We start from the raw sequence: 24,653 nt of genomic DNA, 5'->3' as shown, positions 1-24,653 counted from the left end.
TCTTTTCTCCTTGCCAGTTCTTATTCTTCGTTGAACCAACAAATATTACGTGCAGCCATGATAAACTCTGCAGCTTTCTCTTCACTTAGCTCTTCGATATCGGAAATCTCATCCACACCCTGTTCCGCTAAATCTTCCAGAGTGATCACGCCGCGACTGGCTAAAACAAATGCCAGATGACGTTCCATACCTTCCAAGTTCAATAAGTCTTCTGCAGGCTCTGCACCTTCAAGACTTTCTTCACTTGCCAAAGCTGCGGTCGTTAGTGCACCTTGTGCACGTTCACGCAACTCTTCAATTACTTCTTCGTCTAAGCCATCAACTTCCATTAACTCGCTTACAGGAACATAAGCAATTTCTTCCAGCGTAGAGAAACCTTCTTCCACCAACATAGTGGCAAAATCATCGTCAATATCCAGTTTCTCAGTAAATAAGGAGATCACCTTATCATTTTCCGCCTGATGCTTAGCATTCATGTCTTCGATAGTCATCACATTCAATTCCCAACCAGTTAACTGGCTAGCCAAGCGAATGTTTTGACCACTCTTACCAATGGCCATGGCAAGATTGCCTTCTTCAACAGCGATGTCCATTGAATTAGCATCTTCATCAACAATGATAGAGGCAACTTCCGCTGGCGCCATCGCATTGATAACAAATTGTGCAGCGTTATCGTCATATAACACGATATCGACACGTTCACCGGCGAGTTCGCCAGAAACCGCCTGAACTCGAGAACCACGCATACCAACACAAGCACCCACAGGGTCAATACGCTTGTCGTTAGACTTCACTGCGATTTTAGCCCGAGAACCTGGGTCGCGTGCGGCGCCCTTGATTTCTAGCATTTCTTCACCGATTTCAGGTACTTCAACTCTGAATAGCTCGATTAGCATTTCCGGCTTAGCACGGCTAACAAACAATTGTGCGCCTCTGGCTTCCGGTTTGATTTCGTATAACAAGCCACGAATACGGTCACCTGGACGGAACACTTCGCGAGGTAGCATTTCATCACGGAAGATTACCGCTTCAGCATTGTTACCAAGATCCAAAATAACACTTTCGCGGTTGGCTTTTTTCACCACACCTGTGATGATTTCACCCAATTGGTCCTGATATTCATCAACAACTTTCGCTCGTTCTGCTTCTCGAACTTTTTGTACGATAACCTGCTTCGCCGTTTGAGTCGTAATACGGTCGAATTTGATGGATTCGATTTGATCTTCTACCCAATCACCAATCTGAATATTCTCATCTTCAACCTGGGCAGCAGCCAGGCCGATTTCAGCATACGGGTTTTCTAAAACCTCACCGTTATCTTCAACGACCTGCCAGCGACGGAATGTATCAAATTCACCGCTTTCACGATCAATACTTACGCGAACCTCAATGTCACCTTCGTACTTTTTCTTAGTCGCAGTTTCCAAAGCGGTTTCCATTGCTTTAAAAATACTCTCGCGCGGCAGAGCTTTCTCGTTTGAAACCGCATCAACAACCAGTAATATTTCCTTACTCATCCTAACTAGCCTCTCTTATTCTTTATACAACTAAAACTTGGCTATTAAGTTAGCTTTTGCCACATTGGCAACCGGTAACTCATAACTCTCGCCATCAACCTCAACAATCAGGTTGTCACCCTCTACCGCCTCAAGGATCCCCTTGAATTTACGACGGCCGTTTAATGGCATACCAAGTTTTACATCAACAGTTTCGCCTACTACATCTAAGTAATGGGCTTTTTCAAACAATGGACGGTCAACTCCCGGAGAAGACACTTCCAGGTTATATTCGGTACTAATGGGATCTTCAACATCCAAAACTGCACTCACCTGACGGCTCACATCTGCACAATTATCAACATTGACACCATTTTCATGATCGATGTACAAACGCAACACTGAATGATTACCGGCACTAATATATTCGATACCTAACAGCTCCATACCGGTCATTTCAACCGCAGGGCGTAACATTTCAGTCAGTTTTTGTTCAAAATTGCTCAATCACTATCTCCAAAAACAAAAAAAGGGCATAAAGCCCAGTAAAAAACACCATAAGCTGAATCGTTTTTTTGCTAAAACTGCCTTTTTCGATACAACCTAGTGGCGTATGGTCAAAATAGGCAAACAATAAAAACGAAAAAGCCCCAATCTACACGGGGGCTTTAATACTGAACCCTTTGTGTTACTAAATTAGCAAGCTAATTCAGTCCCGAAAACCAGTAATGTATCTGCTTAGAGTCACAGTCAGATATCAGTTTACGGCAAAGCTGCGGCAAATTATAAAGGCTGTTGCACAAGATCGCAATAAGAAATCTTTATCCAACGGCAGGTTAACTCAGATAACCTAACAAAACGTCTAATTAGGCAGATAAAATGTCGCGGGTTTCATTCGAACAATCTGCTGCTTGTACTATCAGTGTCAACATTCCATTGACTACGCACAAGCCAACAGAGATTATTCCTCGATTCTATCGACTTCAACAACGTTAATCTCGACGGAGTAACAGAGCATAAGCCATGCCACTTAGTCATTATCTCCTTTTAACAAGGTGATTTCTGCAAACACACTTGCGTTTTTATAACCTTGGTTCATGTCGCCATTCACCGGCTCAATAGGGTGCGATCCGATAAAATGTTCACGCTGCTTAGAACCATCGTTATCACAATAGGCCAACATAAAGCCCATCTTCTTACCTATGGTTAGCGTTTTCGGCGTATTGGCTTCAGGGTTTCGATAATCATAACTATCGTCAAACACAAGAATTTTTGCCTCCCAGACCATTTTATTTGGATCATCGAGCTGACGTCGCCACACGGATTCGACATGATGATTTAACAACAAGAAGTTGTTTTCATCTTCTTTTTCTCTTGGTCCCATGTCTGCAGACTGATTGTCGAGGCTGACGTGGTAAGCAAACGCATTAAAATTATGGGTATGCTCACCTCCCGAAGCGTCTTCATCGATAAAAATTTCCAAGGCATCGTCATCCCAATAACGATGCAAAGGATCTGGATGCTGATCGAACAACACATCATCTACAATCTCTGCCAACAGATATAAGCCATCGGTTTGCCACAATAATTTGTAGCGCCCGGAGAAATCGGAGCGACTGGGCTTTTCACCAACCCAAACATGGTTCAGTAATTGCCAGTTGCCCTGCTGCCAGGCATTATCATCACTGTAACCATCAATGATGATAGCGCTGTTGACTCTTGGCACAGCCAGGGTTGCCCGCTCGGCCTGTTTTTCACTGGCATCTTGCTGCGCCTCTTCGGCAACAACACTCTGCGTTGTCAAAAAGCTCACCAAAGCCAGGCAGCAAGCTGCAAACCATTGGGATTTTAACTTAGGTTTTGTGTTTTGATGTTGTAGCTTCACCCTTCCCCCTTATTCAGAGAACCCTTACCCGCAACTAATCATCGCTGTGCATCACAAAGCTAATCTGCTCAACCATATCCTGCATTGACTGATTACCATCAATAATCACTATCGGCTCAGAAGAGCTAATTTTTTCAAAGTCTTTAAACTGACTCATTAGCAGCTTTTCGGAAAAGAAGTGTTGTTTGCGCTGCACTAATCGCTTTTGCAGCACGTCTTTATCGACTTTTAAAAATACCGCTCTGACATTAAATGGTAGCTCTTCAAAAGATTGGCGTTGTAATTTTCTTAACCCGGAATACGCGAGGACGCAATGACGTTTGCGGCGCGCCTGAGAGCGCAGATAACTTTGAATGGATTCAATCCAGGGTTTGCGTATTTCATCCGTTAATGGCAACGCTTCGGCCATCATTTTTTTAGCTTCATGGGTATGGAAACTATCCGCATCAATATACTTGTAGCCATAATGGGCGGAAAATTCTTCCGCAAGGGTCGATTTTCCAGATCCACTGACTCCCATCAGAATAAACAGATTGGGCAACTCAGGATCCAGTGGCTTGTATTTGTTCAAGGCTTTGGATTGTTTTTCTGACCAGGCTAGTACGGTTTTTGACTGATGAGGCTTTACCGTGGTCGCAACTTTGCGATTAGCCTTTTCACTCTCCCCTTTATCACTGCTCTGTTTAGTTTCGCCCTGTGGAGCTGACGAATTCACTTCGCTCACGTCATTTTCGGGTAGTGAAACCTCTTCTGGTTCCGGCGCCTCTGGCACAGGTAAATAAAGCTGTACGCGTAAATGGTATTCGGTATCCGCTTTGAGGTTTTTCAGCACATTACCTTGAACCACTTTACCATCCAGGGTCAGGCGCATCGGCTTATTGGCAGACTCCTGGGTATACTCAATACGAATGGTCGCACCACGGAATTTGCGAATAGCAGACACGCGATGCCATCCCGCGGGAAATTTCGGCGCGACCAGTAGCCCTTCTCGATGACCTTTCAAACCGAATAATTCTTCAATAATACAACGATAATACCAGGCAATCGTGCCGGTATTGATCAGCTGACTGGAACGTCCGGCATAGGCTTCTAGATTATCGACATTGCCGCGATAATAGTTGGGAATGAAATTACCAAGTTGCTGGCGTTGCTCGTAATTCTGGCTAGAACTAAGCATCTGATGCAACCCGCTAAACGCCAGATCCGATTGGTTTTGCTGGTACAAACCATAGATATGAAAAATACTGGCATGGTTATACACGGAGCCATTTTCCGCACATCCAGGGAACTTTTGAGTTAAACGACCAATATCCTCGCGCATTTGGGTATACGCGGGAGCCAACATCATAGTGCCGGCAGGCGTTAACAAGTGGCTTTCGATAGCTCCTTGAGAATCGAAAAACTGTTTTTCATCGGCAGCACCGGCAAGCCAGGCCCAGGATTGTGGATTAAGAAAAATCTTGCCTTGTTGATCAGCATTTACGCCAAATGGTTTACCAGCATCCGTGATACCACGGCTATACCACTGTCCATCCCAGCAATGCTCGTTAACGGCTGCGTTGATGGTCGCCGATAAGGCGGTAAATTCATCCGCCTTAGTTTGGTTAAATGGTTTAATCAACTGCGCTGTAATTTGCAGTGCCCAGGAAGTCGCTAAACTTAGCCAGGTAGAAATACCCTTTCCTTCAGCACCCGCCATATTTAAAGGATCACACCAGTCCCCTTGGCCTATCAAAGCCAGGTGACGATCATCGAGATTGGTGATCAGATACTCCATTGCCAGTTCTAGATGCTGGGCAACGGATACTGATTCCGAAGAATCTGCAAAGGGGATATGTTGTTCAAGCAAGGCGTAATCATCGTGTTCGTCGAGATACGCTTGCATCGTTATTGGTAACCAAACATTAATATCCTGATGTGGAACCTGATTTATGTATTTAAGCTCTGCGTTTTCATTGATCAATATGCCATCCGGCAACGCACCATTGCTGGCTTGTTGTGATAGCGCCAGGATAATACGCTGACGTACGTTTTTTTGATTTAAGTAACCAACCCCAATCAGATCTTGAAGAAAGTTACGGGTTTGTGGATCGGTAGTCAGTCGTTGCAACTGGCGATGATAATCCATTTGTTTGGGTAGCCAAACAGAGACAAACTCATCAAATTCACTGTCACCCGTATTGATTTGGATTGGCGCATTTTTGACACGCGCAGCCTGGCAATTAACACTAACTTGTTTTTCCAGACTGGATTGTTCCGCAAAGTAAAACTGCTTAATATCTTGAATTTGCGCCGTGTCTTTTGCTAACCCAAACAGCACAGGCAACTGGCCATGTGCTTTGGGAGCCAAGGTCATCGGAAATTGCTGCACGGCAATGGGCGTTTCATATTCTGCCGACTCACACCCAAGCTGTTCAGCACACACCCCATCAGGATTGTGCAAGCCGCCTTCACCTTCAAACAGGTTAAGGTTGGCACTCCAGCTCAGCGGCTGGCGGTCACTTAACATAAAACACGTGCTGGCTAATGCTTTGATTTTTTCGTAATCCGCCAGTTTCTGATAGGGTCTGATAGAGGTAGAAATTACCGCGCCTAACTCTGCGTCAAAACCTGCTGACTGATTCATCCACGAGTGATAACCAATGCTAAATGCCGGATAAATACTGAGCTTACGCTCAACATCACTGAGGTTTTCAATAGCCAATTGCCAGACTTCAACAGCCAATTCACTATCGAGTGTCACTTTCAAATGGCAGTTGAGCGCCATATAACGCACCTGCCATTCAAGACAATCGGTACCAACGGTAAATGTAAAGTCAGCGTCTTTTTGACGAACCGGTTCATAAGGCAAAGAAAAAATTTCATTGCTCGTTTCGTCTTTAATATAGAAAAATCGTCCGGGGTGATGGGCGAAATGTTGTTTTTCCGGTTGTATAAATGTCGTTGCTTCCAGCACCGGAGATGTCGAATACGTGCTCGGCTCCGGTTGCATAACTATAGCATTGGCATAGCCACGACAATTTACTTGTAATAAGGTACTCGGATTATAAAGATAACCACTGGCACCAGGAATTCGTGTGGGGGACGTTAAGTGTAATTGATGCTGTTCACTGTCAATGTGATAGCAAGGGTGTTTATCTTGACCCATGATTCAAAAGTTCCTTTCGTTTTAACGTCAAATCCTGTTGGATAGATTGTAAGGTATTGGCATTCAATGGATAAAAATAAATCACCAATACCGATAACAAAGCAAAAGCAGCGGGCAATAAACTCATAAGAAGCACAATGCCCAGTTCCGAACCTGCCGATTGCTGCTGGTTTGCCTGATAGCCGAGGGAGCCTAAAATCCACCCCATCACACCACCGGCAAGAGCTCCGCCTAATTTTTGCGAGAATGCTGCGGCAGAAAATATCATAGCTGTTGCTCTTCTACCATATTTCCATTCAGAAAAATCGGCAGTATCGGCATACATCGAAAAAACCAGCGGCGACTTAGGCCCCAGGCATAGTCCAATTAAAAACTGTAAGCCAAAGATAAGTAACAGGTTTTCTCGCGGTACGAAGTAAAATAGCGTAGAAAAGATCACCACTAAGGTCATTAACACCAATAGTAACTGGCGCTTATCTAAGATTCGAGTAAGTAACGGTGTAATCGCCGCTCCAATGGCTAGTGCAATCATGTAAAGCAAGGTAAATTGGCCGATTAATTCTTCCCGGCCAACAAAATATTTTAAGTAGAAGGTACCAGAACTTCCCCGCAATGTGATTGTCATCATGATAATCAGCGCTAAAGAAAATAGTACGAGCCAGGGTTTGTTGTGCAACAGATCCTGGATATCTTGTTTAATGGAAACTGGCTGAGCATTGATGGATTGCACCCGCTCTTTCGTCGTGGCAAAACTAATGATAAACAATATTGCGCTTAATAATCCGTAGATCAACATGGTCAATTGCCAGCCAAGTTTCTCATCGTCCCCCCCTAATACGCTTACCAATTCGGGCGTGAAATACGCCACAACTGAGCCACCGGTAAAGGCGCCGATAAAACGAAAACTGGTCAATTTAGTACGTTCTTGGGAATCCGATGTGATCACCCCAAGCAGTGCTCCGTATGGCACATTAATAAAGGTGTATGCCAACATCATGAAAATATAAGTGCCATAAGCCCACAGCAACTTACCAGTATCGCTTGTATCCGGTACCGTGAAGGTGAGCACGCCAGCGGCAATCATGGGAATTATCCCCCACAATAAATAAGGACGGAATTTTCCATATCGAGTTTGTGTGCGGTCGCTTAGAGCTCCCATTAATGGGTCAGAAAACGCATCAATAATACGAGTAACCAGCATCATGGTACCTACGGCAGCGGCAGGTAAGCCAAATACATCCGTGTAAAAAATAAACAAAAAAACATCAAACACCCGCCAGTAGAAGTTACTGGCAACATCGCCGCACGCATACCCCGTGCATTCCTTAATTGATAGTTTGCTATTCGCGTCCTGAACCATAACACTTGCCATCCTGGTTATTTTTTAACCTAGTTGACATGAATTTTTTGCATCTGTCCAGAACTATATGTCAGCACAACGACAGGTATGAGCAGCAGCTACTTCCCCCGACAAAGGTAACATTAACCTTTACTCCGGCGTTATCTCCGACTCGTTAAAAATTCCTCTCAGCCCTCTATTTCCAAGGGAAAAATTTAAACGTTCAATAGACAGCCAGAGTCTTTTTTGGGCAAATAAATAAAGTTTTAAATAAAAATTAGTGATTGTGAAAATATTGTGGTAACATGCTCTCGCCTTCTGAAGGTACTATAGTTATTTGTTACAAGCTTTGATCCAATTTTTGTTTATCTTCTAGATATCCATGCAAGATTTTGTTTATATAGCCACTTCCAATAGTTAGTTCCTCTCGGCAATACACGTTGCGTATGCAACACAATTTAATTTTTTAAGGAATATTTATGTCTACTGGTACCGTTAAGTGGTTCAATGAAGATAAAGGTTTTGGTTTCATCACTCAGGACGACGGCGGCAAAGATGTATTCGTACATTTTCGTGCTATCGCTTCTGAAGGCTTTAAAACGCTAGCTGAAGGTCAAAAAGTAAAGTTTGACCTAGAGCAAGGCCAAAAAGGTCCTCAAGCTGCAAACGTTACTGTTATCTAAGTAACGGGACTGAACTCGTTTCAGTCGCTTGAATTAAGGTCAGAGTTCGCTCTGGCCTTTTGATTTATCCTACTCCCTGATTTCTTGTCGCATTATCCTCTCCCCCATTACACAAGAATCCACTGGTTCGATCTTTCAATTACCCTAACATTTACTCTGATTTTGTTCTAAATCTGTTTTAAATGCGCTCTGCAATAATACTGTCATATTTCTCAGTTAATATTGAGTCTATTAAGCATTTATCCATTAACAAACTAAACTAAAGAGAAATAAATATTAAAATAAACAAAAACGAGGACAATTATGTCGTATCAATATAACGGGCAAGAATTACATGTAGCCCCACCTGTAGAAAATGTATCTGTAAATAATAATAAAGTTATTTTTACCGACCACAATGGCGCTAAAGCGCTAAAACTCAATAGCTCAGTCGACACCCAAAAATTTCTCAACTGGTTGCTAAACAACTAATTACGACGCGTTCGTAACCTCGCTTTGCCGGAAATTGTGTTCCATACCACAACTTCCCCAAAGCAAGAACCAGGTTTAATCGCCAATCCCTCCGCAACATACTCATTCAACACATTTCGAAAATATCAAAACATTTCAATATATTACCCAACACAAGTGCAAACAGCTAAGCATCTCTGTCAACATCCACACCGTAAACATAAAAAAGCCAGCATTTATCAATTAAAACCAATTCCATTAAGTTTTTGCATAGCCCAGAGTTAATAATACCAATCACATTAAGTTTGTGCACAACTCAGAGTTAGGGCAGAGGTTCAGTTACAACATAGGTTTCGTTGATATAGTCATTCTATATTAATGAAATATAGGGTCGTAAATGGGCCTTAAGGTAAACTCCCTACGGGTGAGTTTTAAAGGCGTTTGGACTACGTTACTGATTTTGGCTGTTTTTGAGAGCGGAATAACCATTCTCTACAATCAAAGCCTTGTCTTAAAGCCTTTAAATTCTCACTGAGTGAGCAATAATTTAATGTGATTGGTATAAAGGTTCATTTTAATCATAGATTTCAAAGATATAGTGGTTCTACATTGATGATATCTAGGGTCGTAAATGGACCTCTGGTAAACTCCCAAAGGGTGAGTTTTAAAGGCTTTTAAATTCTCACTGAGTGGGGAACACTCAGTGGAACTAGAATAACTTATTGAATTAAAGGGTGATAATCGGGTCCGGGGTGCCGTCCGGGTCATTTCCGGCTACACCATCGGTAGAAGGATTACCATTACTTAGCATTAAAACAGCACACGCTGCGGGACTTGCCATAGACGTTCCTGACATTGTCGCGGTTCCGCCATCCTTGTAAAGTGACAAAATGCTTACACCTGGTGCGGCATAATCTACTGGTGGATTACCAAAATTTGACCAGGAAACCAGACTATCATCGGACTGGGTCGCGGAAATTGTGTAAACATTTTCGCCATTGGCTCTTGCCGGCGTTGAATTGTCAGCATGTTGGCCGTCGTTACCCGCTGCAATCGCAAAAATAATACCATTACTCGCGGCGGCAACTACTGCATCGTCAACGGCTTGATTGACACCGCCACCCAAACTCATATTGGCACAATCGCCAGGGGCCGCATTTTCAGCAACATGATCAACGCCAGCGATGATTCCTGACCAGGAACCAAAGCCTTTACGATCCAGGACTCTGACAGGCACAACGGTCGCACCTGCTGCAACACCGACGACACCGATATCGTTATCAATGGCGGCAATGGTACCGGCAACATGAGTACCATGACCATCAAGATCATCCATGCTGTAATTTTTACCATCTTTAATCGCAGTAAAACCTCTATCGGCATCAATATTTAAATCAGGGTGATCCAAATCAATACCCGAATCGATAACCCAGGCAGTATAACTGCTACCATCCACCGGACCGCCAACTCTGGTTACACTCCAGGGTAGGACTTGTGGATCGGGGTCGGGATTTGGGTTTGGCTTACCGCGGTTTGCACTAACCACACCATCAGGTGTGAAACGCGTCACGTTAGCATCATTGGCGAATGCTTTTTGTGCGGCATGACATGGCATATTAATTGTCATGCCTTTGATAGAGTGTTTGTAAACATGTTTAACACTAGAACCCGCACGTTTTGCCAGACCATGAGCCAGGCCATGAACATTTTGTTTGGCAACCGCATCATTAAATTGCACGATACACTGGTTTTCAACACCCTGTGACGCAGAACCACCATAAGTTGGCGCTTCTGCATGGGCTGCTGAACTTAACACCGCAATCACTGCGGAAGAAATAAGCGTTTTTTTCATTGTTTTGTTCCCTATTTATTATGTTTTAGGGGCCTCACAATAACTATGTGAACAGCATGGCCGTACATTCCCGGTATGGAAATATATTGGTTTGAGGGGGCTGTCACCTTTACTTATCTAGCATCAATCAGGTTCACGAAGAAGCCAAATAAAGCGCGCATTACGATACGTAGCGACACTCAATAAAGATGCTCTAAAGCTAGCAATGAATTATGTAGATGTAAACATAAAATTTATAAATATTAGTAGGTTATAGACTTTTTCGATTGAAAGCCATCATCAATTCGCATAGGGTTTACGGATAAACTGACCACCATCCCGGCAACGACAATGAAAAGTGTAAGTGAAACATGCGCAATAAACACAGGGGGTGTATACGCGTTAATTAAACGCAGCAAAGTCGCAGAACAAATTGAGCAAGCCAGGAAGTTTTCTTTAGCGACAATTTATACATCATTGTATTAGCAAAAAAGCACCATGGGCCTTATCATACCTGCCATTATCTCATCATTAAGGATAGCTATGCCTTATCACATCATTGAGCCAGCTGCTTTTAAATCCCTGCCCTGGAAAAATGGTAAAGGTTCGACCATCGAACTGGCCATTAATAACGGTGCGACACTCGATAATTTTGACTGGCGCCTGAGTATGGCCGATGTCGTTGATGATGGTCAATTTTCCGATTTTTCCGGTTACCTGCGAAACTTGATACTCATTAGAGGCAATGGATTGACGCTCCGTCATTCTCAACTCAACAACCAACAAAATGATCAACAGCCACAACAGATAGACATTCTAAATCAGCACCTTTCCTTTGCTACCTTCGATGGCGCAAATAAAACGGTTGCCAAATTACACGATGGTGCGATTACCGATTTCAATGTGATCACCGCACATGATGTATTCAAAACCCGGGTTTCAACCTATCCTACGCATATTGCAGTAACGGATACCATTGAGCATATCGGTTTTGTTTACGGCTTGAGTGAAGCGCTTTCAGTCACGTTAGGCGATGCAGATAGCGCGCCATTGTCATTAGCTTCCGGGCATTTATTGCAGGTTAGCGCCACTACCGATGCTCCTTCAGCTATCACCATCACGGGTGAAAATTTTATTCTAATACAGTTAACGAAGCATTAACCGGCGAAATACAGATAGGCAATAAACAACACCCAACTCAGTGCTAACAACGACCAGGGCAAAAGTGCCGCGGTATTTTTAGCCGTATCCTGTTTAGTTGCTGCGTCATCCAATTTTTGCGAGTTACTTTTCAGGTCTCGTTGTTGCGCTTTTAGGTTTTGCTTTCGTTGCTGATCTGCGGAACGAGCACGCTTTTTTTGTTGCTTTTTATACTCGGCGATCCCCTTTTCGATGCCTTGGGCAATCAATTTTGTTTGCTCTTTGGTTTGCCCCGGCTTTTGATTCGCTTTGGCAACGCTCATAGCTTGCGCTTGTGTTTCTTTAGAAATAGTTTGTTTCATTGTTCTGGTCTTCTGCTTAGGTTTGCGCTTATGTTTGTGCTTGTACTAAAAGCTACCTTGTATCGTATCTATACTGATTGATTCGCTTATCGTGCTTATCTTGGTTATCTTTAGTTAATTGCCACGCTGATGTTTTGGCACAAAATTCAGTACTGATACAGGCACCGTCTTTTTCACCGGAAACTCCGCAAATTCCCGACGTTCAATAATATGCCCAAGGCGTGATTCAATCGCACATAGTTCCCTGAAATTATCTTTGGAAACCAGCGAAACCGCTTCCCCGGTTGCGCCAGCGCGGCCGGTTCTGCCAATGCGATGAATATAATCATCGGCCTGAGCCGGTAAATCATAATTAATTACCCGCTCTAGCTGGCCAATATCAATGCCTCGCGCCGCAACACCGGTTGCTACCAGAAAGTCAATATTGCCCTGCTTAAAATCTGCCAATATGTGTTCACGATTCGCTTGAGTGCGACCGCTATGAATACATTCGGCTTTGATACCGCGTTTTTCCAACTGGCTAACTAATTTTGCCGCCCCATGTTTAGTTTCAATAAAGATCAGCGCTTGCTGCCAATTTTGCTCTTTAATTAAAAAGCTCAACAAGGCCGATTTATTGGTTTTATCCACCGTCACTAACCATTGACTGATCGCTTGATGGCTCACCTGCTTTGGCGATACTGAATATTCAATCGGCTTGTGGATCGTACGTTTAGCTAACGCTTTCACCTGATCTGACATGGTTGCCGAAAATAGCATATTTTGTCGTTTTTCTGGCAATCGCTCAACAATCTTATTTATGTCTTCAATAAAGCCCATATCCAACATGCGATCGGCTTCATCGAGGACTAAAAATTGCAATTCGTCAAAATGCAGCGCGCGTTGATGGGCAAGATCTAATAATCGTCCTGGCGTGGCGACAAGGATATCCACGCCCCAAATTAAGGCACTTTTTTGGGCACTGGAGTCCACGCCGCCATAAACCGCCAATGACGTCAGTGACAGGTTTTCGGCGTATTGTTTTACGGCTTGTTCAACTTGTACCGCCAACTCCCGCGTCGGTGTTAGGATAAGCGATCTGATCCGTTTACCCCGCAGTTTATGATCTTTGTTTATTCGCTCTAAGATCGGCAACACAAAACTGGCGGTCTTACCCGTTCCCGTCTGCGCTGCAGCAATGATATCCCTACCTGAGAGCGCTCCAGGAATCGCTTTTTGTTGAATATCCGTTGGTGATTCATAGCCTAACTCAGCTAAGCGTTCAACGATGGGTGCGGATAATCCTAATTTAGAAAATGACATATGTGCCTATGTATAAAGATACAATCTCGAAATGCTAGATTAGCAGGACGATTAAAGGTGGGATTATAGCAAGTAATGTTCTTGGGAGTATGGGAAAGCAGGATTAGGTTTCAGGTTTTAGGTTTCAGGAAGCAGTTAAGTCAGATTATTTAGCATTGCCAGCAAAATAATCACCAAAATCAATATACTGGTTTTATCCTTAGCTATTCAACAAGGAGTCAGTCTTTCAATAGCAGGGATATCAAGATAATCATCGTTGTCCCGTTCAAGCGCTTGCTTGCGTCGCGCTTTTGCGCTCTCTACCTTATCAAGTTCAACCCCAAACACCTCGAAATACGCCTGACTCATCAAATCTCGCCCCTGCTCAGCAGTTATTAACCCCAGAAACTGGCCCGCATGCAAAAATCCCTCTACCCGGCCCTTTTCCTTATCAGTCGTTTTACCCTGAGATTTACTTTTCATGAAAAGGTTGGTCAGTTGCTGAGTGGCTTGAAGAGCAAAATCTTGTTTGTCCATAGATAAAATCCCTGTAATGTAGGTGGCGATATGTAAACGCTCAATTGAAATGATTAACATGGATAAAAAGCACTGCAACTATAAACGAATCCTACCCATAAACAGGAATCAAAACACAACGCATCCATGCTGTTGATTGTAAGTGATGGATTACGACACTTTAGCGAGCACGGCTTAACCGATAAATCAGCACAGCGGCCTTTTCGATGTTGTTCGAGAAGCTGGTCATATCCGCAACTTCGTCTTTGGTATGGCCACAACATCCCATAAGACCCAAACCATCTAATGCCATATCCACATGATTGGCGGCAAATGAAATATCCGCGGCGCCGGCTTTTCGTGGGTTGGCGGCAACCACCTTGTTGTAACCTAAGTCGGTGCTGGCTTGTGAATAAAGCGCCAGCAATTGTTGGTTGCCCTGATGGGGCGACATCGGCGGGTAACCGTCTTTAAACGTTAATGTCGCTTGAGTATGCGGTAGACTTTTGGCCACAATGGCCTGCATATCTTTTTGTGCCTGTTGCAATTGTGCCAGCGATAGTGCCCGAATACCGCCAATAACTTTGGCGTCTTTGGCAATAACATTGGATTTGCCAAATGCAGTGCCGCTGGACGTTTGCGGATCATGGGAAATTGTCGTGCCACCGACAAACATACCAGGGTTAAATGTCAGGTTTTCCCGTTCGGACAATTGTTCCTGAAATTGCGTCAGGATACGGGAAGCTTCAAATATCGCGCCATAACCGATGTCTTCTCTGAAAATTTGTGAAGAATGTGCCGGTTTTCCGGTAACCGTTAATTCCCAACCGATAGAGCTGCGCCGAGCCACCATTGCGGTATTGATATCGCTATCGCCATTTTCAAATCCCAGGGCGATATCGGCCCACTTACCACCATCAATAATAGCCTTTTTCGACAGCGACAGAGGCCGACCACTGCGCTCTTCATCACCCGTCATCACCACACGAATACTGACGTTGTCTAATAAGCCAGTGTCCTTTAGTGCTTTTAAGGCCGCAATAATAATCACATCGCCGCCTTTCATATCGACAATGCCGGGGCCCGATACTTTATTATCGGCCAGTTGTTTATATTGCTGAAACTCATCGTTTACGGCAAATACCGTGTCTAAATGGCCAATCATCAAAATTTTAGGCGCATTCGGCTCACCACTGATTTTGCTCGCCTGCAAATGCCCTGCCCGTTCAAAGCCATCACCGCTTAGCCATTCGACCTCAAAGCCGAGCTCAGTAAATTGCTTTTTAAACAACTCGCCAACCTTGCGCACCCCGGAAAAATTCATCGTGCCACTGTTAATGTTTACCGAATCCTGTAAAAGCTGTACGTGTCTGGCTAGATCCGCCTGTACCGCACTGACTATGGCCTGTTCATCTGCGTTCAGTTTATTAGCAGCCAAAGTCGAAAAGGATAAGGCGGCGGAAAAAAGGCCGAATGCAAAAAGTAAACCTGAAAGTAACCGATTGATATTTTGAGTCATTATTCGCTCACAGTAAAAACATTAGAGGGTAAAGGCAATTAAAGTAAACTCACCTTACCCGCCTAATCAGACGTTGTCCAGAGTCAAAACAACCGGAATTTTTTAACATTACTGGCATGTCTTGGGCCCAGTATCAGGAGTGACAAAATGTTGTCCGCCTTATAGATTATTTTTCAAATTCACGAGTTTTTGAATATTACCCACTGCAGCAATCAAATAGTGACACGCTTGTAAGTACCCCTGACGGTGAAACCATTGTACTTGCTCCGCATTTAATTGACTGAGCTTCTCTTCATTAACGGTATACATGCCGCCCAGCTGATGGTTTTCGCCGCTTTTTAATGTCAGGGTTAATTGCACCGCGTCGAGCAGGTCATTGGCAAGCAAGGCTTGTATAAATGCTTCATTTCTATTCATCGCCGGTACCAGAGAAAACACCATCTGACTGGTTTGACGCAAATAACTGCTTGGAGAGCCATCCACTTCGAACAAGGCTACGCCATCGTTGCTCGATACTCTCGGGCTTTCCATATCAATGGTCAGTACCAAATTTTCAGGGGTTGGTGATTCTCCCTCCCCTTTAATTCCGGCCATAAATGGCTGACGACGAAAGTGGGCAGGAATATATTGGGAAGTCCATGAATCACCCTGCAAAAATAGATTTTCCTGAGAGTCGATCCCCAGTAAAGCATGCATGGAAAACTTGCCATTTTTTGGGTCCTTAAACAAACAGACGGGAAAGTCTAATACCAGTGATTTCAACTCATCGGCCAAAACAGGAACCCGATTGACCGCCTCACCGAAGTGGGCACCATGATCCGTGAATACACGTAACTGATTATGCTCTTTGTTATTTAATACCGTATACATTGTCTAAATACCTCAGGTTATATTTTTGCCAGCTGTTGTTGAGCAATGGCGTTCAACAAGGTTCTATTGCTCGGCATTTGAGCAACTAATTGTTTGGTTTCCATCGCGTTTTTTTGCATCAATTGCAGCGCCTGTTGCTGACTATGCAGGGATAAACCCGATGGATTGGCTTGGGTATGAAAGCCCATGCCATAGAGGACGTATTGATAACTGGCTGCGGGAAATACTTCCTGAGCATAAGGAAAATCTTCATGCCAGGGAGACTGGTACCGCCACAGGGATAACATCTGCTGCAAAGAATCCGGAATGAATTTCGGGTTTTGATTATCGATCCAATATTGGCTATCACGCCGTTTGCTTAACAGATAATGGAGTTTTAGAAAATCGATAATGCTTTGCCAACGATATAAGAACAACCGATTAAATCGATTGGCAATCACATCCATGGGCTCTTTGACTGCGGGTAATTGCTGTGCGATAAACGATGCAGAAATCTCGACCAATAATAGCGCGGATGCTTCCAGAGGCTCTAAGAAGCCCGCGGATAACCCCACGGCGACGCAGTTTTTATGCCAAAATTTTTGCCTGTGGCCCGATTTAAAAGTAATGGGTCTGAAAGTCAGCTCTGCGGCTTGCGCTTCGGTAAGATGCAGATAGTCGAGCAATTGTTGATGAGCCTGATCGTCACTAATGTAATCACTGGCGTAAACGTGACCAACACCGCGACGATTGGCTAGCCCAATATCCCAGATCCAGCCCGATGTTTGCGCGGTGGATATAGTATGAGAAGCAATTGGACTATTTTTATCCGGATAAGGCACTTGCACCGCTATCGCCTTGTCATTAAATAAGATGTCCTGGCAGGATTTAAACGGTATCTTAAAGTGCTCACCTATCAACAAGCTTTTAAAGCCAGTACAGTCAATAAAAAAATCGCCTTCAATCGTCTGGCCATTCTTCGTGATTAACGATTTAATATCGCCATTTACATGGCTATTCACCGCTTCAACATCCGCATAAATATGTTGGACATTTAATTGTTCAACACAATGACGCTGTAAAAATTTGGAAAACTTTCCAGCATCGAGGTGATAGGCATAATTGGCCACGCTATCGTATTCGGGCGTACTTATTAATTTTGGTGCAAGCCCATGCTCACATAATGCCCCTTGGCTGCAGACACTATTCGCAAAATCAGGGACTGTGTTATGCATGGCCTGCAACGATAACCAGTGCTCAGCCAGATTGGTTTGCTCAAAATCTTTAGGTAATACCAGAGGGTGATAATAACCGTCATCGGCTGCCCCGGTCACCCAACCACAAAACTTTGCGCCTTGCTTAAAAGATACATTACATTGGCGGATAAATTCGGTTTCATTCACCCCCATCGCCTGCAACGAGCGACGCATCGTCGGCCATGTTCCTTCTCCAACTCCGATAATCGGGACGTTTGCTGATTCCACCAGCGTGATCCGGGGTGGATTATGATGGGCCCTGTTAAGTTTTGCCGCAATGGTACCGGCAGTGATCCAACCAGCGGTACCGCCGCCTACAATGATTATTTCCCTGATTGGTTGTGACATAACATAGCCTTTTTTGAATTATTATTTTTGTATTAATTTTACATTATGTGGAGTGGTTAACTCCTGTATAAGTGGCTGCTCAACAAAGCCTAAGCCTTGATGAACAGCCAATTTTGATCGTTTAATTCAACGATCAAACACACCGGAAACGGCAGTTAGAACGTGTAACTGATCCCCAGATTGTAACGCGGACCATATTGCTCAGCCGATAGCAACTGCTCTTCAAAACGGCCATGTCGGCGCGCCGTTTCATCGGTCAGATTCAAGCCATCAAACGTAATGGTCAATGCCTCTGTGATGTCGTAGCTCGCGCTCATATCCAATTGTCCGTATGCTTCTGTGAATGTAGGCTCGTTGCCCAGGCTCAACAGAAACTCATCTCGCCAGTTATAGGCGAAGCGGATTTGGAAATTATCCCCTTCGTAAAAACCAATCAGGTTACCAGAATCACTTAAACCGGTTAACGCGATAGTCTGTTCAAAGTTATATGGATCAAATGCCTCGTCACTGTCTACTAAGGTATAGTTAGCAACAGCCCCGAATCCGGAATCTGCAAACATATATTGCACGTTGAATTCCCAACCATCAACAACCCGGTTTTGAATATTGTCCGGCGTTGCTACTTCCCAGCTAATAACGGGATCGGATGCCTGGCTTAAACAAGCAGGGTTAGGTGTCTCTGACGCATCTGGGCAACCGGACCGTGGATCAACACTAGGATCACGTAGAGGGTCACCGTTAACATCATTGATAGCACGGTTTTCTGTGCCAGCACCAATAAAGTTTTCAACATATTTCTTGAAATACCCTACTGAGGCATAGCTCCCGTCATCCAGATAGTATTCAACAGATACATCGAAGTTATCGGATGTGATTGGCAACAGGTTCGGATTACCTTGCGAGGCATTAAATGGACCACCAGGGCGTGCATTGACAACCGTCGCCGGAAACATTGCGCTAATCCCGGCACGAGCTAACGTGCGGCTATAGGAAAAACGAGTCACTAACTCATCGGTAATCGTCATGCTAACATCAAGGTTTGGCAAAATACGGGTATAATCACCGGACAATGATTGTTCAGAAGGCATGTCATCAAATACCGGACGTAATTCCTGAACATGGCGGTAATTCATCGCCACTATGCCATTTTGGATGGAGTATGCCGTTACATCGGTTGATTCATATCGTACACCGGCATTCATCTTAACCGGCATATCATTGAATTCTGTATCAACATCGACCGATACATACAGAGCGGTCGTGTCTTCAGAAATACCATTGGTTCTAATGGACGGTTCAACAAACTTTCCTTCGGCTGCAACAATATCAATAAACTGATGAACGTTGTATTGCGGGATCAATGGGAATAGATTTTCGGTACCCGGAAATTGATCAGCGGTATCACCCAGTTCAATAAAGTCCAGATCAAGATTGTCCAACGGCACGTCGACAAACGAGAATACTTCACTTAAGTAGGTATCTACTTCATATTCGGTGCGAACCACACCAAAATTGATACGGGCCAGTGCACTATCGGTACCAAGGTTTTCCCAACTACCGGACAGATGATATTGCTTGATATTGTTTTCCATCTCATACCCACGTTTTTGGTATAAATCAGAAACAATATTTTGTTTTGCGTATCCACCGCCAGGGAGTGAAGAGTCGTCAACAATAATCGCTGGAATTTCACCATCAAAATCCGCACCAATCAAGGCGACCGAACCCGGAGGGTTTTTCAGGTTAGCCAGAGTCTCTGCGGTTTGACCATCCGGGTTAGAATGAGACGTAGAATCGTGCAAATCAAGACCAAAGGACAAAGAATCTGTCGCTTGCCACTCAATATTTACACCAATTGAATCGTTTTCTTTCTCTTCATAATATTCCCATGCCCAGAAATTCAATTCATCATCCGGATCACGAGGGTCAATCAAGGTGCCGTTTACATCCGCTGAACCCATCGGGCTATCAAACCAGAACGCCATACGATTTGTCTGACTCACTTCTTTCAGGCGCGACATGGTATAATCAACCGTCGCCACTAACCCGTCGAAAGGTTGAAATTGCAGCACAGCTTGTGCATTTTGGCGTTCACGTTCCGTATCGAAATGTTCTACCCGTGCAGTCCAGGGTGTCCAAATTGCCTGCTCTGGATTTTTGCTGGTATCTATCGCGCTTTTATCAACATTATCCGCACTTCGATTTCGTACCCAACCGTCAGTACCAACAACATCGGTGTGACTGTCACGTTCAGAATGCGATGCAGAAAGAAGCAAGCCCAAGGTACCATCGAGAAACGTACTGCTGATCATGCCAGAGATTTCCGGCGTAATATCATCACCGCTTTCAACACTGGTATCGTAAATGGCTTTCGCTGAGGCAAATGCGGTGAATTCGTCATAATCAAATGGACGAGCCGATTGAATATCAATCGTCGCACCGATGCCACCGGACGATACGTTTGCCCGCCCCGTTTTATAAACATTCACGCCAGAAACACTTTCCGCAGCAATTTCACGGAAATTAAAGCTTCGGGATATACCAGCAGACTGTAATGCCGACGAGTTTGGCATTTGTCGACCATTTAAAGTAACCAGATTAAAATCCGGTCCAAAACCACGTACGGTAACCTTGTTACCTTCGTTATTAGCCCGGTCAATGGATACACCGGAAATCCGTTGCAATGATTCCGCCAGATTTGTGTCGGGTAATTTACCAATATCTTCAGCGGTTATGGCATCGACAACACCGTCAGAGTAACGTTTTGTCGCAGCCGACTTGGTCAAGGCACTGCGAATTCCCTGAACTTCGATGACCTCAATATTCTGAGCATCTTCCCCAGAACTTTCTTGCTGGGCATATGCTCCACCACTCATTGCAACCAACATGGCAGCATAGAGCGTGCTTTTTTTAAATGTACTTTGGTTCATAGTTTTACCTATCGGTTATTTTGTTGTTATAAAATGGCTTTATAAACCTCAGTCGACAGTCTGTCTGGCTGTACAACCAACCGGATTTATGACATTCACCCTTCCTTATATATTTAAATGTTAACAATTTTAATGTCGTAAAAAAGTGCCTGTTAGCACCTGGATGCCCTCCTTTGTCGGTTAATTCATGGGGAAAACGTTAAAGATTGAGTAGTATTTGTCTGCAAACGCAATTTTCTTAATTCACTGTCCGAGGTCAAATAGAGAAGCGTTTCATTGTCCGCAAATGCCAGATTTGCAGTAAAGCCCGGCAAGTGAATGCGGGCCAATAGTTGCTGGTTTTGGTCAAATATCCAAATACCTCCAGGGCCAGTTGCAAACACCCAGCCATTACTGTGCACTTTAAGTCCATCCGGGGCACCCACTTCATTCGTGGATTGCTCTGGTTTATAGAACAACTCTTTCGCCAAAATATCCCCCTGTTCACTTAAACGATATCGATACCAGGCTGGCTGATGTTGATCAGAAACCGCCACATAGAGCCACTTTTGATCAGGCGATAAGGCTACGCCATTGGGAAATGTCAGAGAGTCATCGACCAAGGTGATTTCACTCTGATCGCCGGTAACGTTGTCAGTAACACGGAAAACACCTTGAAAGCTAAGCTCTTTAAGAGGGTCGTTGAGCTGTCCCGCCAACCCATAAGGAGGATCGGTAAAAAACAACGTGCCGTTGGCATGCACTGCACAATCATTGGGACTGTTTAATCGTTTTCCCTGATAGTCACGCATTAACACATTTAGGTCTGGTTTAGTGTCAATAGAATGTGCCTGTGGTGATTGGTTTAATAATGCTACCTGCCTTGTTCTCGATTGCATCATCAGCAATTGACCTTTGCCATTACGGCACAGACCATTGCTAAACCCAGAATCCGTTAAAAATTCCGTTAAGCCGCGCTTTTCATCATAACGGTAGATTTTATTGGCAGGGATATCGCTAAACAGCAAAAAATCCTGGTCTGCAAACCATAACGGTCCCTCTGCCCACTCAAAACCATCGGCAACCACAGTATAATTCTGACTGATATCTAATAACTGCAGAGCCGCTTCATCGTAAATGGAATAAATACCCGTGCGCTCAACCGCATTCACCTGAGCGCAAAAGATCATTACCGAGGTTATCCATAAACCGGCAGAAAGGAGCACTTTCCAGGTTACAGAATCAAGGTGTTTATGGCTCATTGTGACCATACCTGCGCTGGTACAAATTACGATTTACCTGACGCGCCGCATCTACCAGCGGCGTATAGGGAATATCGGTAACGGAAACAAAGCCTACGTTGTAGTTCTCGCCATCTAACGCTCTGCCAGTTAATGGCGAATCTATATATTGAAACCAATGAGTGCCAACAAAATACGGATTATCAATCGCACTGTTAACATATTCCGCGTATTTCTTGCCTCGGTCTTGTTGGCTGGCTGCATGGATTAGACCAGGGTTGAGTAACCCAGAATCCAGGGCGCCATTATGAAATTCACCGATGATCGCGGGTTTGTCTATTTCATCGAGAAAGCGCCAAAAATCATCATTAATGACTTCCTTGTAATAGTTGTAGCTAACCACATCTACGACTTCCGACGCCGCTTTTCTTAATTCCGGTGTCATGCCCCAATCTGCAAACCGAACACCCATATATAGATGATTCGGCATAAAGGTTTCCATGGCTTGATTAACCACGGTAAAATACTGCAAGCCAAATTCATAAAGCATGGTAGACAAGTCGGCGACCACGCTCTCATTGAATTCCCTTAATTCAAAACCCGAAGCAAAGCTATCCCAGGAATCCAAGTTGATTTCCCAGGCCTGGTTGAAAGCCTCTATGGTCGAATATTTTTGTTGCATTAATGCACTAAAATGGGCTTTGGTCGGGCTACTTTTCCGATCCAGCCTGAGTGCATTTATTGGAATCGCAAATTGGCTTTTATATTTGCCCATTTGTCCCCAGCTTTTTTCATTATCAATAAAAACACCGACACACCAAGGGCTGTCATTTACTTCATCGGCCACCTGCTGCACGGTAACCATGGCTCGTTCTTTAAAAACCGGATCGAAAGGATCCGGCAAAGGCGACCAATAGTCATTGCCACTACTGACCGTTTTAAAATCACCAATAATCCAGCCATTAGCGAAATAGGGATATTGCTGCATCGAGTAAAAACTGGGATCAATCCAGTTACCAAATGAAGTAAAGCCCCAGGATTGCATGCGTTTAATGGTCGTGTCTCGCCATTTCTGTTCAGCGAGTTGAATATTATTGGTTTGATATTTTCGGGCTAAATTTGCCTGATAAAAACTATAGGTTTCGCCTTTGTCGATGGCACCGGTATGAACCTCGCGGCGATAGCCAAAATGTTGTCCCATTGGCGATTCATATTCGGGTAACCAGGTAAACATCTGGCTACGCATTTTTGACGTTTCATAACGGCTAGGCCAGGCATCTTTTGGGGCACGGTTCAAACCAATAGAATCTTCTGGGGTGAGATCCCCTGGCTGGCGCTGCTTGATATACGTTGCGTCAAAGTCGTAGCCGGTTATGGTAGACGTGTTCGCCATCCGCACATTGGCAATGCCATTAGAAAAAAACAAATAGCCTTCAGGATCTACCAATGACCATTTGCCCTGATATTTTTCCACTCGATAGTAACCGCTTGCCTGTAATTTTGGTCCCAGTTTCCAACCATTAAACTTACTGCGATCCGCAATGTCATTCGATGCCAGCGAACTTTGTTCCTGCTCAGCAATCGCTACCAATTGGTCAACGCTATGCACTTTATTGGTAAATTCCTGCTTAGCATTCTGACCAAATTTATCCACTAACCCGATTAGGTAGTTTTCATCCATAGCGTTTGGTTGAACCAAGGTAATATCATCAAAGATAAGTGTTTTGTTTTCCGCCACCCCAGTGACTTTAAACCCAAGACTCGCCACCTTGCTTAGATCGATATGTTTATTGCCATACCGCCAGATAATCGGCTGATAGTTATCTTTCCAACTAAATGGATTTGAGCGAATGCCGGTTTCAATCTCCAAATCCGGCCCCGATAATTCGATGAGATAACGTTGAGATGATTGCGCCGGTATCGCTACGCTACGGTTATGCGCTACCCCGTGACTATCTTTAACCGACACATACAAATGTACCGACGACAACTCTGGATTTTCAATATTCAGAGCAATACCAAAATTGCCCTGATTGCTCCAATCCCAGTGTTCATCAGGCACGAATTCAACAACCGATTCATGGTTAGAAGCGCTGGCAAACTCAATTTTCACCGCCTGTCCGTGCTCTGATGCAAGCAAAGATTTATTGGCATTATGTACGTTTACCTGATGCAGCGTGGCTTCATCATCAAAATTCAATAATAATTTGCTACGAATCTCTTTGGTTTCGGACACTATGTCGGGCGCAGAAGGTTGATGACAGCCCGCAAACAATAAGCTTGTCGTCAATACGCCTGTCGTGAATAACATCTGCAATGTAGAAAGGTTGCTCATGGCAGTTTTTTCCTTGCTTGCCTTAGCTTCATAAGGACTTGTTAATTAATGTTACTCCAAGAAGA

Annotated in this window: 18 protein-coding genes; 3 read left to right on the top strand and 15 right to left on the bottom strand. The window is 44.1% G+C overall.

Features of this window, described 5'->3' with window-relative positions; all coding sequences use genetic code 11:
* Positions 1–20: 20 nt before the first annotated feature.
* The 5 genes from nusA to ACHUFQ_RS06650 all read right to left on the bottom strand — a co-directional run bounded on the left by nusA (position 21) and on the right by ACHUFQ_RS06650 (position 7,889).
* Positions 21–1,517 carry a transcription termination factor NusA gene (gene nusA / locus ACHUFQ_RS06670; protein ID WP_394174135.1) on the bottom strand — a complete coding sequence of 499 codons (1,497 nt, stop codon included), beginning with the start codon at positions 1,515–1,517 and terminating at the stop codon, positions 21–23.
* A 30-nt stretch (positions 1,518–1,547) separates the two neighbouring features.
* Complete coding sequence (rimP, locus tag ACHUFQ_RS06665) at positions 1,548–2,003, bottom strand: ribosome maturation factor RimP (protein ID WP_394174134.1); 456 nt, start codon at positions 2,001–2,003, stop codon at positions 1,548–1,550.
* Positions 2,004–2,526: 523 nt separating this feature from the next.
* Positions 2,527–3,381 carry a sugar-binding protein gene (locus ACHUFQ_RS06660; protein WP_394174132.1) on the bottom strand — a complete coding sequence of 285 codons (855 nt, stop codon included), beginning with the start codon at positions 3,379–3,381 and terminating at the stop codon, positions 2,527–2,529.
* A 34-nt stretch (positions 3,382–3,415) separates the two neighbouring features.
* Positions 3,416–6,529, bottom strand: coding sequence for a gluconokinase, GntK/IdnK-type (locus tag ACHUFQ_RS06655; protein WP_394174130.1), 3,114 nt, complete (start codon positions 6,527–6,529; stop codon positions 3,416–3,418).
* Positions 6,516–7,889, bottom strand: a complete 1,374-nt coding sequence (locus tag ACHUFQ_RS06650) for an MFS transporter (RefSeq protein WP_394174128.1) — start codon at positions 7,887–7,889, stop codon at positions 6,516–6,518. Before ACHUFQ_RS06650 ends, ACHUFQ_RS06655 begins: the two co-directional genes overlap by 14 nt.
* A 458-nt stretch (positions 7,890–8,347) precedes the next feature.
* Between ACHUFQ_RS06650 and cspE the strand changes: the two genes are divergently transcribed.
* The gene (cspE, locus tag ACHUFQ_RS06645; protein ID WP_138319247.1) at positions 8,348–8,551 is read left to right on the top strand and encodes a transcription antiterminator/RNA stability regulator CspE; all 204 of its coding nucleotides are present in this window, start codon (positions 8,348–8,350) and stop codon (positions 8,549–8,551) included.
* 303 nt (positions 8,552–8,854) lie between these two features.
* On the top strand, positions 8,855–9,022 hold the full coding sequence (locus ACHUFQ_RS06640; protein WP_394174126.1) for a hypothetical protein: 168 nt from the start codon (positions 8,855–8,857) through the stop codon (positions 9,020–9,022).
* A 706-nt stretch (positions 9,023–9,728) separates the two neighbouring features.
* Here the strand turns inward: ACHUFQ_RS06640 and ACHUFQ_RS06635 are convergent.
* Entirely contained in the window at positions 9,729–10,853 is a 1,125-nt protein-coding gene (locus tag ACHUFQ_RS06635) for a S8 family serine peptidase (RefSeq protein ID WP_394174124.1), read from the bottom strand.
* Positions 10,854–11,375: 522 nt separating this feature from the next.
* Between ACHUFQ_RS06635 and ACHUFQ_RS06630 the strand changes: the two genes are divergently transcribed.
* A complete protein-coding gene (locus ACHUFQ_RS06630) occupies positions 11,376–11,993 on the top strand; it encodes a HutD/Ves family protein (RefSeq protein ID WP_394174123.1) in 618 nt (205 codons plus the stop codon).
* On the opposite strand, the gene ACHUFQ_RS06625 is transcribed toward ACHUFQ_RS06630, so the two are convergent.
* The 9 genes from ACHUFQ_RS06625 to ACHUFQ_RS06585 form a co-directional block, all read right to left on the bottom strand.
* The gene (locus ACHUFQ_RS06625; RefSeq protein WP_394174122.1) at positions 11,990–12,334 is read right to left on the bottom strand and encodes a DUF2956 domain-containing protein; all 345 of its coding nucleotides are present in this window, start codon (positions 12,332–12,334) and stop codon (positions 11,990–11,992) included. The two genes, ACHUFQ_RS06630 and ACHUFQ_RS06625, sit on opposite strands and share 4 nt — an antisense overlap.
* Before the next feature lie 114 nt (positions 12,335–12,448).
* On the bottom strand, positions 12,449–13,636 hold the full coding sequence (locus ACHUFQ_RS06620; protein WP_394174120.1) for a DEAD/DEAH box helicase: 1,188 nt from the start codon (positions 13,634–13,636) through the stop codon (positions 12,449–12,451).
* A 207-nt stretch (positions 13,637–13,843) separates the two neighbouring features.
* Positions 13,844–14,212: a hypothetical protein gene (locus tag ACHUFQ_RS06615; RefSeq protein ID WP_394174118.1), complete on the bottom strand. Its 369-nt coding sequence runs from the start codon at positions 14,210–14,212 to the stop codon at positions 13,844–13,846.
* 100 nt (positions 14,213–14,312) lie between these two features.
* Positions 14,313–15,650 (bottom strand): M20/M25/M40 family metallo-hydrolase, encoded by a 1,338-nt coding sequence (locus tag ACHUFQ_RS06610; protein ID WP_394174116.1) that lies wholly within the window; start codon positions 15,648–15,650, stop codon positions 14,313–14,315.
* Between the two features lie 159 nt (positions 15,651–15,809).
* A complete protein-coding gene (locus tag ACHUFQ_RS06605; RefSeq protein ID WP_394174115.1) occupies positions 15,810–16,520 on the bottom strand; it encodes a SapC family protein in 711 nt (236 codons plus the stop codon).
* A 17-nt stretch (positions 16,521–16,537) separates the two neighbouring features.
* Positions 16,538–18,103 (bottom strand): tryptophan halogenase family protein, encoded by a 1,566-nt coding sequence (locus ACHUFQ_RS06600; protein ID WP_394174113.1) that lies wholly within the window; start codon positions 18,101–18,103, stop codon positions 16,538–16,540.
* 155 nt (positions 18,104–18,258) lie between these two features.
* A complete protein-coding gene (locus tag ACHUFQ_RS06595; RefSeq protein ID WP_394174112.1) occupies positions 18,259–21,033 on the bottom strand; it encodes a TonB-dependent receptor in 2,775 nt (924 codons plus the stop codon).
* Between the two features lie 185 nt (positions 21,034–21,218).
* The gene (locus ACHUFQ_RS06590) at positions 21,219–22,274 is read right to left on the bottom strand and encodes an SMP-30/gluconolactonase/LRE family protein (protein WP_394174110.1); all 1,056 of its coding nucleotides are present in this window, start codon (positions 22,272–22,274) and stop codon (positions 21,219–21,221) included.
* Positions 22,264–24,588 carry an agarase gene (locus tag ACHUFQ_RS06585; protein WP_394174109.1) on the bottom strand — a complete coding sequence of 775 codons (2,325 nt, stop codon included), beginning with the start codon at positions 24,586–24,588 and terminating at the stop codon, positions 22,264–22,266. The genes ACHUFQ_RS06590 and ACHUFQ_RS06585 overlap by 11 nt, the downstream gene beginning before the upstream one ends.
* Positions 24,589–24,653 lie beyond the last annotated feature (65 nt).

This window comes from Thalassotalea litorea (assembly GCF_043642205.1).
Classification (GTDB): Bacteria; Pseudomonadota; Gammaproteobacteria; order Enterobacterales; family Alteromonadaceae; genus Thalassotalea_A; species Thalassotalea_A litorea.
Note: the sequence above shows the minus strand (reverse complement) of the source record. Positions and strands in the feature narration are given on the sequence as shown.

What these genes read in the sequence shown, in the direction of transcription:
- nusA (WP_394174135.1), bottom strand. Translation starts at nt 1,517, where the DNA reads ATGAGTAAGGAAATATTACTGGTTGTTGATGCGGTTTCAAACGAGAAA.
- ACHUFQ_RS06655 (WP_394174130.1), bottom strand. Translation starts at nt 6,529, where the DNA reads ATGGGTCAAGATAAACACCCTTGCTATCACATTGACAGTGAACAGCAT.
- ACHUFQ_RS06650 (WP_394174128.1), bottom strand. Translation starts at nt 7,889, where the DNA reads ATGGTTCAGGACGCGAATAGCAAACTATCAATTAAGGAATGCACGGGG.
- cspE (WP_138319247.1), top strand. Translation starts at nt 8,348, where the DNA reads ATGTCTACTGGTACCGTTAAGTGGTTCAATGAAGATAAAGGTTTTGGT.
- ACHUFQ_RS06640 (WP_394174126.1), top strand. Translation starts at nt 8,855, where the DNA reads ATGTCGTATCAATATAACGGGCAAGAATTACATGTAGCCCCACCTGTA.
- ACHUFQ_RS06635 (WP_394174124.1), bottom strand. Translation starts at nt 10,853, where the DNA reads ATGAAAAAAACGCTTATTTCTTCCGCAGTGATTGCGGTGTTAAGTTCA.
- ACHUFQ_RS06630 (WP_394174123.1), top strand. Translation starts at nt 11,376, where the DNA reads ATGCCTTATCACATCATTGAGCCAGCTGCTTTTAAATCCCTGCCCTGG.
- ACHUFQ_RS06625 (WP_394174122.1), bottom strand. Translation starts at nt 12,334, where the DNA reads ATGAAACAAACTATTTCTAAAGAAACACAAGCGCAAGCTATGAGCGTT.
- ACHUFQ_RS06620 (WP_394174120.1), bottom strand. Translation starts at nt 13,636, where the DNA reads ATGTCATTTTCTAAATTAGGATTATCCGCACCCATCGTTGAACGCTTA.
- ACHUFQ_RS06615 (WP_394174118.1), bottom strand. Translation starts at nt 14,212, where the DNA reads ATGTTAATCATTTCAATTGAGCGTTTACATATCGCCACCTACATTACA.
- ACHUFQ_RS06610 (WP_394174116.1), bottom strand. Translation starts at nt 15,650, where the DNA reads ATGACTCAAAATATCAATCGGTTACTTTCAGGTTTACTTTTTGCATTC.
- ACHUFQ_RS06605 (WP_394174115.1), bottom strand. Translation starts at nt 16,520, where the DNA reads ATGTATACGGTATTAAATAACAAAGAGCATAATCAGTTACGTGTATTC.
- ACHUFQ_RS06600 (WP_394174113.1), bottom strand. Translation starts at nt 18,103, where the DNA reads ATGTCACAACCAATCAGGGAAATAATCATTGTAGGCGGCGGTACCGCT.
- ACHUFQ_RS06595 (WP_394174112.1), bottom strand. Translation starts at nt 21,033, where the DNA reads ATGAACCAAAGTACATTTAAAAAAAGCACGCTCTATGCTGCCATGTTG.
- ACHUFQ_RS06590 (WP_394174110.1), bottom strand. Translation starts at nt 22,274, where the DNA reads ATGAGCCATAAACACCTTGATTCTGTAACCTGGAAAGTGCTCCTTTCT.
- ACHUFQ_RS06585 (WP_394174109.1), bottom strand. Translation starts at nt 24,588, where the DNA reads ATGAGCAACCTTTCTACATTGCAGATGTTATTCACGACAGGCGTATTG.